We start from the raw sequence: 14,690 nt of genomic DNA, 5'->3' as shown, positions 1-14,690 counted from the left end.
TTGCGTAACTAACGCCGGACGCCGAGCATGCGTCGAGATTCTTCGCTACAGCGGCTTTCGCTCAGAACGACACGAGCGCCGCTTGCTTTTTTTGTGTCATCCTGAGCGCAGCGAAGGATCTCGCGCGCCACGCCGGATTATTCGACGCTGCTATTCGAAGCGCGTGATCGCTTCGCGCATATCACGCGAGATTTCGCATTCTTTTGGATTGATCCGCTTCACTCACTTGGCGCTGCTCGCGGCGGTGTCGCCCGCGGCCGGTTCCACAGCTTCCGGATGCGACGGCTTCGGCATGTGAATGTAAAGCTTGTCGGCCGACGGACGTCCGTCGCTATGCATCGACGGCGGGCGCATCGCGTACTTCACTTCCCGCGCATGCTCGGCGAACTGCCGGTCCGGATTGTACACGCTGTTGAACTTCCACAGCATTTTGATGAAGTTGGTTTGCCCTTTGAGCGCGAGCTTGCCCACAATCGGCGCCATCGACTTCAGCGCCGCGAAGCCAAGATGCTTGCGGTTGAGCACAGCCTGCGTCTTCACCAGCTCCTGGTAGAACTGAAGCAGCGGCAGCTTGGTCGGCAGCACCGCATGCTGGATGTCATACAGCCGGTAGTCCAGCGTCGTCAGCTTGCGCGATTCCGTGAACCACAGCTCCGTGCCGGGATACGGCGTCGCCACCGTCAGGTGAACGACCTCCGGGACGCTGATCGCCCACTGGCGGATCACCTCGAAGCGCTTCTCGTCCCATGACGGGTCCGCGATCAGGTTGATCGCGACGATCAGGCCCATCTCGCGCGCGACTTCGAGCGCCTTGAAGTTGACGCCCATCGACGAGCGCTTGCGATGCAGCTTCAGTCCTTCCTCGTCGATCGCCTCCAGCCCGAGGAACATGTACTCCATCCCGAGCTTGCGCCAGTAGCGAAACACTTCCGGATTGCGGCACAGCACGTCGGCGCGGGTCTCGAGGTAGTACTGCTTTTTGATCTTGCGCTTTTCGATTTCATGACCGATCGCAAACCCGTGCTCGGGATGCACGAACGCAACGTCATCGACGATGAAGACGTTGGGCTCCTTGATCGACAGCATGTCTTCTGCCGCGGCTTCCGGCGTCGATTTGCGGTAACTGCGGCCGTAGAACGTCCACGCGCTGCAGAACGAGCAATCCCACGGGCAGCCGCGCGTGAACTCGATCGACGCGCACGGGTCGAGCATCCCGATAAAGTACTTGTTGCGCCGGCGTCCCAGGTCGCGCGCCGGAAAAAACTTGTCCAGATCGTCGAGCATCACCGGCGTCGGTCCCGACCCTTGCGTCGTCATGACGCCGGGAACTTTCCCGATCGAGCCCGTGCCGATCGCGTCGAGCAGCATCGGCGTCGCGGTCTCGCCCTCGCCGCGGATGACCGCGTCGATCGCGCCGTCGGCGTGCTCGAGGATTTCGTCGGCGACGAACGAGCCGCTGTGCCCGCCGGTGAAGACGAAGCAATCCTTCCTCAGCCGCTTCACGTCCTTGGCGAGATCGATCACCTCGGGTACGTTGGCAAGGTAATTGAGCGAGAACCCAACCGCACTTGGGTGGAAGCTCTCGAGCTCGGCGAACAGATCGCGATGCTTGAAAATCTGCAGGTCGATAATCCTCACGTCGTGGCCGGCCGCGCGCGTTGCCGCCGCCACCCGCTCCATTCCCAGCGGTTCCAGCCGCAAATAAATCTCGCTGTACATAAGCGGACTCGGATGCACGAACAGAACCCGCATAGACTCCCTCCGGCGCCGCATCTTTCGGCCGTGCGACAGCGACACCTTCCACTTAATTGGCTAATCTTCGGTAAATCTCCACCTGACCAATCGGCCAGCGGCGATCGTTAGCATCCTAATATGCCGGCTGAGGCAAGGAAACAGCATGTCAAAAGCGCCGTCATGCTATTAATAGTTCTTATGCCCGCGAACGACGCGCCTCGGCCCGGAAAGTACCTCTTCATCGCCGTCATTTTTGTTGCGGTGTTGATCGACGCGGTCCTGTTCGGGATCGTCCATGAGAATTTCGTCCGTGACCACGGCTACGACGTTCGTCCGCGACACCCCGCGGTGGCCAAGCCCGCCCCGCCCTGACGCCGCCCGCAGCCGAGTTCGGCCTTGACAAGCGCGCGCCAGCGCCGGAGTTTTGGCTCTAAGCTCACTATTCCAAAAAACGATTCGGAGAAATCATGCAGTACTCAAAATTGGGCAAGACTGGAATCACCGTCTCACGCATCTGCCTCGGATGCATGAGCTATGGCGACAAGAAATGGCGCGATTGGGTGCTGACGATGGACCAGGCGCGCGAACATTTCGCCGCCGCCGTCGAGTCGGGAATCAACTTCTTCGACACCGCCAACGTCTATTCAATCGGCGTGAGCGAGGAGGTCACCGGGCGATGGCTCGGCGAGATGGCCAAGCGCGACGAGATCGTTGTCGCGACCAAAGTGCACGGCCCGATGGCGCCGGGTCTCAATCGCGCGGGGCTGAGCCGCAAGAATATTCTCGAAGCGTGCGACGCGTCGCTGCGCCGCCTCAAGATGGATTTTATCGACCTCTACCAAATCCACCGCTGGGACTACACGACGCCGATCGAGGAAACCCTCGAGGCGCTGGATTCGTTGGTGCGCGCCGGAAAAGTGCGCTACCTGGGCGCGAGCTCGATGGCCGCGTGGCAATTCGCCAAGGCGCTTGCTCTGCAGAAGGAAAACGGATGGCACCGGTTCGTCTCGATGCAAAACCATTACAACCTCGTCTATCGCGAGGAGGAGCGCGAGATGAATTCGCTCTGCATCGACAACGGCGTCGGCTTGATTCCATGGAGCCCGCTCGCGCGCGGATTTCTGGCGGGCAATCGCGACAAGGGCGGCGCCGGTCCAACCGCGCGCGCCAAGACCGACGACTTCGCCAAGAATATGTACTTCCGCGAGTACGACTTCGAAGTGCTCAGCGTGGTCGAGCAGATCGCCAAACAGCGCGGCGTCACGCCGTCGCAGATCGCATGCGCGTGGATCCTGCAGGCGCCCGGCGTCACCGCACCCATCATCGGCGCGACCAAGCTCGCTCATCTCAAGGAGGCGATCGCGGCCGTCGAGGTGAAGCTCAGCGCTGACGAAGTCGCCGCGCTCGAGAAGCCGTACCGGCCCCATCCGATTCTCGGCCACGAACAGCCAAGGCCGGCGCGGATGGTGCAGGCGCGCTGAGCGCGGGATTGTTTCACGTGAAACGTTGCGGCAATCGCGGATAACACACGCCGATCAACAAGTTTTGCCATAAATGTTTCACGTGAAACATTAAGAGTTCAGGAGAACGGACCGCGAACCCGCCAAAACCAAACCTTAAAGCGTTACTTGAGGTTGATGGGGCGCTGCGGCGTCCGCGGGCATCGGAAATGGCAAGCCCGTGGGCGCCGGGAGACTATTCGGCGCTGTTCGTTATCCCTTCAGCGTTGCTTGCAGGTTTGCGCCCTCGCGGCGGCGGAATCCGACCGCGACGCTCAGCCGCTCGAGGTGCTGATCTATAATCTTGCCGCCGAGCCGCACGCGATGCTCGGCGAAGAACTGCTTGACCTCGTCTTCGCGATCCAGCAGCGCGACCACGGCTTCGCACATCCGCGGCAGTGCGTTGTCGGGATACTTCTCAATCATCTCGTCCCAATGCGCGCGCACAAAGTCCCACGCCTGGTAGCGGCAGGCGGGGTTGAGCAGCAGCGAATGCATCAGGTAGGGCGAATTCTGGGTTCGCACCTGCCCGTCCAGCGTCATCGCCATGGTTTTTTTCAGGAGATCGCGATCGCGGAAATCTGCCAGCGCAAACAGGAAGCGCTGCTCTTCCTGCGGCGTGCGCGGCGCTTTGAACTTTCGCTTGAACTCCTCGTAACGCGCGGCGTCGCCGCAATGCGCCAGGATGTTCACCAGCGCGGGCATCAGGTCACGATCCGCGGATTCGGGATTATTCTCGAAGCGCGCATACAGATCGCGCGCGCGCTGGTGAACCTCGGGATCGTCGCCGAGCGTGCCGAGCGCGCCGATGAGCGTGCCGCGCAACTGGCGCACGAGCTCGCTCTCGCCGGACTTTGGCTCCCAGCCCAGCCGCGCGGCCGCGGGACCGGCGATCTCGCGCACCGTGGCGGCCAGCGCGGGCCGATCGGCGTCGGACGCGATCATGTCGAGGTATGCAAACGCACCAATCAGCGCGCGCCACACGTTGATGTCGGTCTCGCCGGTGAACAGCCGCGCCATCTTGAGGAACTCGCTGAGCGGGCCAAGTCCCGCGACGGTCACCGCCCAGGTATCGCTTACCAGCCCGAAGCGTTCGATCGGCTGCAGCGCGCCGAGATTCTTGGTGATCGCCGCGAGCAGCGCTGGCGCATAGTGCACGCGATAGAAGCCGTGGCCGCCCTCGTTCAACAGCGCCCATTCGAGCTTGCCCGGGAGGTCGAGCGTCGCGTCGGCGGTGGTGAGGATCACCTTGTGCGTCGAGACGCCCTTGTCGGTCTTCGCGCGAACCATCACGGGCACATGCCAGAGCTGATGGTTGTCCTCGGCGAGATAGAAGAAGCGGCGCTGCGAGAGCTTGAGTCCGCCGCCGTTTTCGTTGGCCGCCAGCGCCGCCTCGATGATCGGAAAGCCGGGCTGGAAGATCCACGAGTCCATCATTTTGCGCACGGGCTCGCGCGACGCCGCCTCGAGCGCGTCCCACAAATCGCCGGTCTCGGTGTTGTTGAATTGATGCTTGTTCAGGTAGAGGCGGATCCCGTCGCGAAAGACGTTGGCGCCCAGGAACTGCTCGAGCATCCGCAGCACCGCCGCGCCCTTCTCGTAGGTCAGGATGTCGAACATCGCGCGGCAGTCCTCGGGACTGCGCACGGTGTATTCAATCGGGCGCGTGCTGCGCAGCCCGTCGATCGACATCGCCGCCGCGCGCGAGACGCTGAAGCTCTCCCATCGCTTCCACTCCGGCTTCCACGCGTCAACCGCCAGCATCTCCATGAAGGTGGCGAACGCCTCATTGAGCCAGATTCCGTTCCACCATCGCATGGTGACGAGATCGCCGAACCACATGTGCGCGTTTTCGTGCGACACCACGTCGGCGACGCGCTCGAGCTCGGCGCGCGACGCGGTCTTTTCATCGGCGAGCAGCGCGGTCTCGCGAAACGTGATCGCGCCCAGATTTTCCATCGCACCCGAGGCGAAATCGGGAATCGCGATCAGGTCGAGCTTGTCGCCGGGATACTTGAGTCCGTAGTAGCCGGCGAAATGCTTGAGCGAGAACGCGCCAATCTGCCGCGCCCAACCGGTCAGCGACTGTTTGCCGGGAACGTGAACGATCCGCAGCGGCGTGCCCGCATCGACCGGCGCGGTCGCATCGAACTCGCCGACGATGAACGCGACCAGGTAGGTGGACATCGGGATCGTCTCCTTGAAGACGACCTCCTTCTTTGCGCCGGCCAGCTTGCGCTCGCTCTCCTGTCCGCCGTTGGAGATAGCGGCCAGGTGCTCATCGACCACCAGCGTCACCTTGTAGCTCGCCTTGAGCGCCGGCTCGTCCCAGCACGGGAACGCGCGGCGGGCATCGGTGGATTCGAACTGCGTCGTCGCGGCGACGTGGGTCTTGCCCGACGCGTCCTGGTATTGGCTGCGATAAAAGCCGTGCAGCTTGTCGTTCAGGATTCCGCGGAACGCAATCTTAAGCCGCCATTCGCCCGGCGAAAGCTTCTCGGCGAATCGGAGATGCGCGCGTTCCTTGGCCGGCTCCAGCTCGGCCTTCGCGGCGAGAGATTTTCCGCCGCGTTGCGCGCTCACCTTGTCGATTTCCAGCTCGAGCGCGTTCAGCACGACGTCGTCGGTCGCATCGTTGACGACGACGTCGATATTCACTTCGCCTTGAAACGTGAACGCCTTGAGATCGGGCGTGAGCCGAATTTCGTAGCGCTTGGGCGCGGCGTTTTTCGGCAGGCGATAATCATCCGAAACATCAGCCAGTGGAGCTCCATCCTGATCGCGCATCTGGTCCCTCTTCCTTGGTATGCAGTCGGGCGTGAAAAAGTGAAAATGGGAAAGTGAAAAATTGCGCGGGGCGCGCCCCGCAGACGCATAGCCTAGTTCAAACCGCGCCGGGGCGCGAGCAATTGACTCGGCGGCGCGCCGGAAGCACTGGCTAAAGTTTGCCCTTAGACGATATGTTGAAATTTCGGTTGTGTCCTTCGCAGGAGGTATTCAATGAAGACCGGCAAGCCCGCAGAAATCGGAATCGATCCAGCGCGACTCGATCGGGTCGCCGCCGCGATACGCCACGATGTCGCGAACAACCGCTACGACGGAGTGGTGTACGCCGTCGCCCGGGGCGGCGTGGTGGCGGCGCATGAGGCAGTCGGCTTCGCCGATCGGGCCAGCAACCGCGCCGCGCGCATCGATGACATTTTCGCGATCATGTCGATCACCAAGACGATGACCACTGCGGCGGTTTTGGCGCGCGTGGAACGCGGGGAGCTTGCGCTGACAACGAAGATCGCAGACGTGATCCCGGAGTTCGCAGTCAAGGGCAAGCAGCGGATCTCAGTTGCTCATATGCTGACTCACACTGCCGGGATGGCGGCGACTCCTGCGCTCCCGCCGGAGTTGTTCGGCAACCTCGAGGCTTTTGTAGCGGCAGCGTGCCAGCAACTCCCCGATACCGTTCCCGGCAGCGCCGTCAGCTACAGTGCGCTGACCGCGCACGCGGTGCTGGCGGAAGTGGTGCGGAGAGTTGACGGCGGGCGCCGGTCGTTCCGCGACATTCTCGCGCAGGAATTCTTCGAGCCATTGGCCATGAAAGAAACCGCTTTGGGCCGGCGCAAGGATCTCGCCGCGCGGTTCGTTCCAATAGTCGTGCGCGACCGAACTCCCGGCGTCTTCCAGCCCGAATTGCTCGAAGCGATGAACCTGCTGCTAACCGCAGAGGCTGAAATTCCGGCCGGCGGCGTGGTTTCTACTGCGGGCGACATCTTGCGATGGGCCGAGATGCTCAGGCGTGGCGGCGAACTCGACGGAGTTCGAGTGCTGTCGCCGGCATCGATCCGGCTGGCCGCCAGCATCCACACCGGCACGCTCCCGAATAATCTGTTCAGCTATGCCTACGAGGCGCGCGGATGGGGCGAATTCCCCGCCAACCTGGGATTGACCTTCTTCATCCGCGGAACGGGTATCTTCCCGCACCCGTTCGGCACGACGGCGTCGCCCTCGACGTTCGGCGGTCTCGGCGCTGGTTCGACCATGTTCTGGATCGATCCCGAGCGGGATTTGACGTTCGTGTGCCTGACCGCCGGACTGCTCGAGGAATCGCGCAATTTCGAACGTCTTCAGCGGCTCTCGGACATGGTCCTTGCTTCGGTCGTGAACTGAAACGACCGACACGGGTCGCGGACGGCGGTGGTTTCAAAATGGAAATTCCAGCCGACCTGGAACCCGTGGTATTGAAACGTCCTCTTGTCCCAAAGGCCCCGTAGCTCGGTTGTGGCGGGCTCGTGTAAACTGTTCGTCGGGTTGTAACTGTACCAATATTCGGAGATGAGACAGCACGCTTATGGAAAGCACTCAGAAACTTCAGCAAATGCTCGATGAACTCAAAGACTCAGGGCGCCTGCTCGAAATCGCCAACACGGCCGCTGAGATCAACTCGGCGGTCATGCTGCTGGAGGCGGTGAACGTGGACGCGGCGAGTGAGTCTCTTAAAGCCGCTCTCGACGTCTTGGGCAGAGAGTTGGAAGAAGGACATCACGGCATAACACGTAGCAAAGCAGCCCAAATCCAACAGTTGCGCTCACTGGTGGAAGCGCTTGGTCCGCTGGACGTTTTTCGCGAGCAGATCTCCGTACTGTACGAGTTGCATCGCATCAAGCCCAGAGAAGCCGAAACAAGGTGGGCGAAGTTGAAGGCGGACAAGCTGCTTGCGAAAATCCAGACCTTCGTGAAGATCGCCGAGACTCTCGACTCAATTAACGCGCTCAGGCATGCAATCGAGAGTCGCGTGGAAGGATACAAGTCCGAGTAGCTCGTCTCGCAGCTCACGCGCTGCTCTGATCCGACTCGCCGCCTGGCGTCCACGGCGGCAGGTTATGCGACCGATCGCTCTTATGGCACGGTGCCGAGCCGGAGGGGGCGCTGCATCCACACGACATCCCAGTAACGGTCGAGCTTGCGGCCGCATTCGCTGAAGACGCCAACCTCGGTGAAGCCGAAGCGTCGATGCAGTTTGATCGATGCGTCGTTGGGAATCGTGATCCCGGCCAACAGGCGATGAATGTCCTCGTTCTTCAGCGCGTCGAACAGGACGCGGTACAGCATCGCACCGATTCCCCGCCGCTTGTCGTCGTGCGCGCAGTAAACGGAGGTCTCGACGCTCGTGTCGTACGCCGCCTTGTCGCGAAACGGTCCCGTGCACGCATAGCCGGCGACCCGGCCGGCATCTTCCGCGACGAACATGCGATAGCGTTTCGTACCAGCGTGCTCATCGAACCATCGCGCGCGCTGCTTCACCGAGAATGGTTCCAAGTCGAAGGTGATGGGCGTGTTGATGATGTAGTAGTTGTAAATTTCCGTCAGGCGCGGCAGGTCGTCGCGCACCGCCGGCCGAATCTTTACCTCCGCCATGACACTGGTCTCCCGCTCGCGAAGTTTCTTTGGCACGAGTCACAGGCAACGCCAGATGCAAAGTTGAATCAAGCGGCGGGATTGCCCTTTGCAAGATCGGCAAACGTGATCAGTTCGATCGCATTTCGAGCGATCGCATCGCGCACGCGCCGGCTGGTGAGAATCTCGACCTCGAGTTGCGCCTCGACCGCAGGCGGGACGCCGCCGATATCGGCGGCCGGATGAAAATACATTTCCGTGGCGCCATCGCGGATACGATCGATCACGCCCACGACGTAATCCTCGCTCAGATGACCGCTCTGATGAAGTCCAAACAGTGCGTCGGTCGAGATGAGGCCCCGCTCCGCCATCATCCGGCGGGTTCGACGCGACAGGGTGCGAAAGATGATCGATTCGACGAGCTTGCGCGGCGCATTGTCTCGCCGCAGCCGCAGCGTGGTCATCACGCGCTCGCGCGGAAGCCTGATGCATGGCACTTTATATTCGACGGCGAGGTCAACCAAAATATCGGCGAACAGCGGATGGACGTGGAAATTCAAGTGCCCGTCGATATGGTGGAGGCAGCCGATCAACTCGAGATGGCGCTCGACTTGCGCGCGCAGTTCGTCGGTCATCGCGGCGCGCATCGAACGGTCGAAGAAATATCGCATCCCCGCAGCCACGGGATTGTCGCTGAACTCTCCCGACGCGCGCACCGCGGCGCCGAGCCGCGACGCATCGAGCAGGCTGCGTCCCCGGCAGACCACCACATGCAGCCCGACGTCGAGCGCGGGATTTTCGCGCGCTATTTGAGCAGCGGCCGGCGCGGCGGGCTCCGCAACCATCAGGCTCGCACTGCGCAAGATTCCGTCGCGACTCGCCCGCACGATGCCGGCGTTGACCTCGGGCGACAAGCCGAAGTCGTCGGCGTTAACGATCAGGCGCTTCAAACTGTGCCACCGCCAATCGCCACGGACGGCGGATAATGACCCTGCCGGACCAGTGCGAGAGTGAAAAACACCGGCACAATTCTGCTAGCATCGGATGGTTCGCTCAAGCGTGCGCTGCGAAAGTCCAACATGAGACCACGCGATTGATTCTTCTCTTTTACGCCTTCGCGCGCGAGATCGCGCCTTTCAAGCGCCGGCTCAGCCGTCGCGCTCCGCTCGCTCTGGACGGCTTGCATGGCTTTCGCGCGGAGATCGGCGGCAAACAATTCACTGTCGTTGGCCATGGAATCGGCCGCCGCCGCGCAAGCGATACCGTACACCGCGCGTTCGATCTGATACCCAACGCCGAGTTGGTAATCGGGACCGGTGTCGCCGGCGCGCTTTCGAGCGGACTGAAGCCGGGCGATCTCGTCGTCTCCGACCGCGTTTTGACGATTCATACCGACGGCCGGGTTGCCGAGCAAGTGACGGCCGTGGGCGACGCGCAACTGCGCGCGGTCGGCCGCTCGCTTGCGATCGCGGGCATCGCGTACTCGACCGGCGCGATTTTGACATCGCATTGCGTGCTCGCCACCGGCGCCGAGAAGCGTCGCGCCAAGGAAAGCACCGGCGCGATCGCGGTGGACATGGAAACCGCCGCGATTGCCGCAGAGGCCGCTGCGCGCGGGATCCCGTTCGTCGCGGTCCGGGCAGTGCTCGACGAAGTTGACGACGAAATAGTGGGCGCGGCGATGGCCGATCAGGACGGCAACGTCCGGCCGCTCGTCGCGACGTCCTACCTGCTGCGCAATCCGGCCACGATGCTCAAGCTGCCGCGGCTGATTCGAAACCTGTCGCGCGCAAGTACCGCAATCGCCGACGCACTGACGGCTATCGCGCACGACGGCAAGGTCCCGGCGGCTGCTAGGCGTGCTCGCGCGCCGGTGGGGCGAAAGAGCCCGCGCTGAGCCCGCCGTCAATTGGCACCGCGACGCCGGTGATGAAGCCCGCCTCATCCGACGCCAGGAACGCCGCCAGCGCAGCGACCTCCTCCGGCTTTCCGTTGCGCCCGAGCGGATGCGCGTCTGCGGTGCGTTCCCAAACCAGATGTGACGCGCCGGCGGGAACGGTGTTGCAATTCTCGGCGATCGGCGTTTCGATCACGCCCGGGCAGATCGACACGCATCGAATCTTGTCACGCGCGAAGTCGAGCGCGATTCCTTTCGACATGATCACGACGCCGCCTTTCGCCGCCTGGTAGGCGGCAAGATCCGGCACGCCCTTGATTCCAGCGCCGCTGGCGGTGTTGACGATCACGCCGCCGCCCTGCTTGATCATTTGCGGGATCGCATACTTGCAGCCGAAGAATACGCCCTTCAGACACACGTCCACGACCCAGTCCCATTCTTCCTCGCTCGTGTTCACCACGTTTTTGGGTACGAAGACGCCGGCGTTGTTGAACAGAATGTCGAGCCGGCCGAACGCGCTTACCGTCTCATTGACCATCCGCTCGACTTCGGCGCCGACGCGCACGTCCACCGACACCGACTTCGCGACGCCGCCGGCCTTCTCGATCTCGGCTGCGGTATTGCTCGCCGATTCGGTGCGTACGTCGGCGACCATCAGCTTCGCGCCTTCTTGCGCAAACCGAATTGCGCTGGCGCGGCCGATTCCCGAACCCGCGCCCGTGATCAACGCAACTTTGTCCTTGAGCAGCATGCCAAGTCACCTCTGTTTGCTTCGTCGTGGCTCGATGACCGACGCTTGCCACACTTGGCGAAAATTTGGAAGCGCCTCCCGATCAAGCGCCTCGCCAGCCACTGTCTGTGCTCGCTACGCGGCGGCCCAGCTCGGGTATGCGCGCGATCGCGGGCCTCCAGACAGGAAGCACGCGCTCGTAGGGAAAGTCTGCGAGATGGCGCTCGATTGCCGCGTGGTCGCCGTAGGATTCGCGGCGGGTCAGGATATGAATCGCCAGGACGGTGAAGGGCAGGTAGATGAACACGGCAGCCCATCCGATTTCCAGCGCGTTGATTCGGAACAGCATCGTGATTCCGAAGAGCACGATCCCCGCATATAGCGCCGGACCAAGCAGCGCGCGCGACCGCATCGCGGGAAGCGAACGCGCCGGCTTCGCCGAGCCGCGATTAAGCATCGCGTCAAGCCACTGGAAAATCGCAATCGTGATCGCGGCGACGAAATACCATCCCAGGTAGTTGCTGATCGGCACGCCGAAGTGCGGCCCCGGCCGATCGTACCAGAACATTTTGCCGAGGAACCATCTGTCGCCGAGCACGCTCAGTGGATCTACCACCAGGTCCACCATCACCATGAACAGCGCCGCCATCAGCCATACTCGCGGCGCACGGCGGATTTGCCACGTGTCGAGAATCCGAAAATCAGCACCCCGCCGATACAACGGCGAACTGAGCAACAACGCGAGCGTATAGCTGGCGAAAGCCAGGAAGGTGAACGACAACGAATCCATGAACGGAACGCCGAACACCCAAATCTCGCGCCCGCGGGTCGCGTCAATATAGTGATACAGCCCGAACGGGAAGCCGTTGTGAACCGAAGACCACTCGCACGCGAGCGACACGGCGTAGGTCAGGAGCGTAAACAAAATAGTCGTGCGCAGGCCGAAGTTCACGATCGCGATATACAAAAAACTCACCAGAAAGATGAACACGTACGGGCGCAGCATGATCGTTGACAGTAGTAATTGCATGGCTTGGCTTACGCGGCGCTCTTCGCCGTCCCTTTGGATCTGAAGAATTCTATCGCTGCCGCCAGCGCCGCATCGATCGGCCCCGGCGAATAACCCAACTCTGCGCGCGCCTTCGACGAGTCGAAGAACATCCGCTTTCGCGCCATCCGCACCTCGGTCAGGCTGGCCCGCGGCGCCCGGCGGGTGACGGTGCGCGCAAACGCTTCGGCGCCGAGCGCATACCCCAGCGCGACCGCATACGGAATCCTCACCTTTGGCGCGGGCAGCCCGGAAATCATGGCGAGCCGCTCGAGAAATTCCCTGAGCGTGAGATTTTCACCGCCGAGAATATACTTCTCTCCGATTCGGCCGCGCTCCGCCGCCAGCAAATGGCCGCGTGCAACATTTTCCACATCGACGATGTTAAGGCCAGTCTCCACGTATGCCGGCATCCGCCGATTCAGGAAGTCCACGATGATTCTGCCGGTCGGAGTCGGCTTCAAGTCGAGCGCGCCAATCGGCGTCGATGGATTCACGATCACAACCGGCACGCCCGCGCGCGCGGCTTCCAGCGCCGCCTGCTCCGCCATGTACTTCGATCGCTTATAATGACCCGTCATCTCGGCGAGCGACGCCGGCGTGTCTTCGCGTCCCACCCCGCCGTGCGGAATTCCCAGCGCCCCCACCGTGCTGGTGTGAACGATTCGCGCAACACCCGCGTTGGCCGCGGCCCGGATAATATGCTGCGTGCCGCCGACGTTGGTCGCATACATCGGCGCCGGATCGGTCAGCCACAGCCGGTAATCGGCGGCGACGTGATAAACCTCGTTGCATCCATTGACGGCGCGCTCGACGGAATCGAAGTACCGCAGATCGCCGCGCACGATCTCGACCGGCAGACCAACCAGCGCACTCAAATCCGCATTATCACGCGCCAGCACCCGCACGCGATCGCCACGGGCAATGAGCGCGCGCACGACGTGGCATCCCACGAATCCGTTGCCGCCCGTCACCAGCGCTAAGTTAGTAGTCATCGGATTCACTCAATGGCTATTGAGCAGTTCGCTCCCAAACGGCAGCGGCTGCGGCCCGTCCCGAAATCACCGCGCTCTCAATCGTCGCCGGCAGACCGGTTTGTATCCAGTCGCCGGCCAAAAAGAAGTTCGCGATCGGCGTTTTCGCCGTCGGACGCAGTTCATGCGATCGAAGGTCCGGGGCCATCGTGGCGTTTTTCTCCTTGAGCACCAGCGACTTCACGACCCTGGCTTCGCGCGACGCGGGAATCATCGCGTGGAGATCGTTAATCACGATATCCAGGATTTCCTGATTGCTGCGCTCGACCAGCTTTCGCGCGCCGCTGATCACGAAGCTCAGGTAACCCGGATGCGCCTCGCCGCGCTGCGCAAATATTTGACGTTTGTTAAATAGCCATTGAGTAGTAGTGCCGATAAACCCGATGAACGGTGAAGTAGTCACTTCGCGATCGAGCCACACGTGGACGCAGATGATTGGCGAGCTCGAAAGACCGGTGAAGCGCGAGAAAAATGGATCGGCAACCGCGTTTTCAGGCAGGAACCGAAGTAACTGGGGGGCCGGGACCGCGCTGATGAAGGCCGACGCCTCGATTCGCCGCCCGTCGCGCAGCCGCACGCTTGCGACGTGGCCTCGAGCGCCAGGTTCCAGCATCTCCACAATCGAATGCGAAACAACCTTCCCGCCGGCGCGCTCGATCACCCGCTGCGCGCCGGTGCAGTACAGGTCGCTCAGCCCGACGCGCGAATAAACGAACGCCGAGTCGCGGCGACGCGAAAAGAACGCACGCTTCAGGACCTCGGCCAACAACCGCGCCGACGACGATTGCGGCTCGTCGTTCAGCGTCGCGATCGACAGCGGGTACCAGAAGCACCGGCGCGCTTGTTCCGATTGCCCGAGGCGATCCATCAGCTGCGCGACGGTGAGACGACGCAATTCGCCGTCGCCGAACCGTCTCATCGCGAGCATGCGCAATCCACCGCGCATAACAGCGAACCGCTCTGCGATACTCAGATGCTGGTACCCGAGCAACGCGGCCGTCATGTGCAGAGGTCCGGGCAGCCGCGCCGTTTTCAGGATCGCACTCCGGCCGGGCCCCGCGAGCATTTCGATTTCCAAATCTTCGTGAAATACCAACTGGTCGTAAGCGCCGATCCGTTTGAGGAAGTCGAGCGTCTCGACGTAACAACCCATCAGGACGTGCTGCCCGTTGTCGACGAAATCACCGGTGTCCGGTTCGGCGAACGAATACGCACGCCCGCCGGGCGCGGGTTTTCCTTCGAGCACTGTGACCCGCACGCCCCGCTGGGCGAGCGCGACCGCTGCGCTGAGTCCCGCGAACCCGGCGCCGATCACGACCGCGTCTTTCATCGCCGATGCCATCTGATTCGCCACGTGCAT

13 protein-coding genes are annotated in these 14,690 nt (G+C 62.2%); 5 read left to right on the top strand and 8 right to left on the bottom strand.

Annotated features, from left to right (window positions below):
- Positions 1 to 222 precede the first annotated feature (222 nt).
- Positions 223 to 1,752: a hopanoid C-3 methylase HpnR gene (gene hpnR, locus VIO10_RS01515; RefSeq protein WP_331958276.1), complete on the bottom strand. Its 1,530-nt coding sequence runs from the start codon at positions 1,750 to 1,752 to the stop codon at positions 223 to 225.
- A gap of 162 nt (positions 1,753 to 1,914) precedes the next feature.
- On the opposite strand from hpnR, the gene VIO10_RS01510 reads away from it, so the two are divergent.
- A complete protein-coding gene (locus VIO10_RS01510; RefSeq protein WP_331958274.1) occupies positions 1,915 to 2,106 on the top strand; it encodes a hypothetical protein in 192 nt (63 codons plus the stop codon).
- 95 nt (positions 2,107 to 2,201) lie between these two features.
- Positions 2,202 to 3,215 (top strand): aldo/keto reductase, encoded by a 1,014-nt coding sequence (locus VIO10_RS01505; RefSeq protein WP_331958272.1) that lies wholly within the window; start codon positions 2,202 to 2,204, stop codon positions 3,213 to 3,215.
- A gap of 231 nt (positions 3,216 to 3,446) precedes the next feature.
- Here VIO10_RS01505 and VIO10_RS01500 read toward each other — a convergent pair whose 3' ends face one another.
- Positions 3,447 to 6,020 (bottom strand): M1 family metallopeptidase, encoded by a 2,574-nt coding sequence (locus tag VIO10_RS01500; protein ID WP_331958270.1) that lies wholly within the window; start codon positions 6,018 to 6,020, stop codon positions 3,447 to 3,449.
- Between the two features lie 213 nt (positions 6,021 to 6,233).
- Between VIO10_RS01500 and VIO10_RS01495 the strand changes: the two genes are divergently transcribed.
- Both VIO10_RS01495 and VIO10_RS01490 read left to right on the top strand, forming a co-directional pair.
- Entirely contained in the window at positions 6,234 to 7,394 is a 1,161-nt protein-coding gene (locus tag VIO10_RS01495; RefSeq protein WP_331958268.1) for a serine hydrolase domain-containing protein, read from the top strand.
- A gap of 208 nt (positions 7,395 to 7,602) precedes the next feature.
- Positions 7,603 to 8,043, top strand: a complete 441-nt coding sequence (locus VIO10_RS01490; RefSeq protein WP_331958266.1) for a hypothetical protein — start codon at positions 7,603 to 7,605, stop codon at positions 8,041 to 8,043.
- 80 nt (positions 8,044 to 8,123) lie between these two features.
- Here VIO10_RS01490 and VIO10_RS01485 read toward each other — a convergent pair whose 3' ends face one another.
- Both VIO10_RS01485 and hpnK read right to left on the bottom strand, forming a co-directional pair.
- Complete coding sequence (locus tag VIO10_RS01485) at positions 8,124 to 8,642, bottom strand: N-acetyltransferase family protein (protein WP_331958264.1); 519 nt, start codon at positions 8,640 to 8,642, stop codon at positions 8,124 to 8,126.
- Between the two features lie 68 nt (positions 8,643 to 8,710).
- A complete protein-coding gene (gene hpnK, locus VIO10_RS01480) occupies positions 8,711 to 9,571 on the bottom strand; it encodes a hopanoid biosynthesis-associated protein HpnK (protein ID WP_331958262.1) in 861 nt (286 codons plus the stop codon).
- A gap of 143 nt (positions 9,572 to 9,714) precedes the next feature.
- On the opposite strand from hpnK, the gene VIO10_RS01475 reads away from it, so the two are divergent.
- A complete protein-coding gene (locus VIO10_RS01475; protein WP_331958260.1) occupies positions 9,715 to 10,518 on the top strand; it encodes a hypothetical protein in 804 nt (267 codons plus the stop codon).
- Here VIO10_RS01475 and VIO10_RS01470 read toward each other — a convergent pair.
- The 4 genes from VIO10_RS01470 to hpnE all read right to left on the bottom strand — a co-directional run bounded on the left by VIO10_RS01470 (position 10,475) and on the right by hpnE (position 14,684).
- Complete coding sequence (locus VIO10_RS01470) at positions 10,475 to 11,269, bottom strand: SDR family NAD(P)-dependent oxidoreductase (protein ID WP_331958258.1); 795 nt, start codon at positions 11,267 to 11,269, stop codon at positions 10,475 to 10,477. The genes VIO10_RS01475 and VIO10_RS01470 overlap by 44 nt on opposite strands.
- 82 nt (positions 11,270 to 11,351) lie before the next feature.
- Positions 11,352 to 12,278 carry a carotenoid biosynthesis protein gene (locus VIO10_RS01465; RefSeq protein WP_331958256.1) on the bottom strand — a complete coding sequence of 309 codons (927 nt, stop codon included), beginning with the start codon at positions 12,276 to 12,278 and terminating at the stop codon, positions 11,352 to 11,354.
- Between the two features lie 8 nt (positions 12,279 to 12,286).
- Complete coding sequence (gene hpnA / locus VIO10_RS01460; protein WP_331958254.1) at positions 12,287 to 13,291, bottom strand: hopanoid-associated sugar epimerase; 1,005 nt, start codon at positions 13,289 to 13,291, stop codon at positions 12,287 to 12,289.
- A 16-nt stretch (positions 13,292 to 13,307) separates the two neighbouring features.
- Positions 13,308 to 14,684, bottom strand: coding sequence for a hydroxysqualene dehydroxylase HpnE (gene hpnE / locus VIO10_RS01455; RefSeq protein ID WP_331958252.1), 1,377 nt, complete (start codon positions 14,682 to 14,684; stop codon positions 13,308 to 13,310).
- Positions 14,685 to 14,690 lie beyond the last annotated feature (6 nt).

Origin of the sequence: Candidatus Binatus sp., from assembly GCF_036567905.1 — a bacterium.
Taxonomy (GTDB): domain Bacteria; phylum Desulfobacterota; class Binatia; order Binatales; family Binataceae; genus Binatus.
Note: the sequence above shows the minus strand (reverse complement) of the source record. Positions and strands in the feature narration are given on the sequence as shown.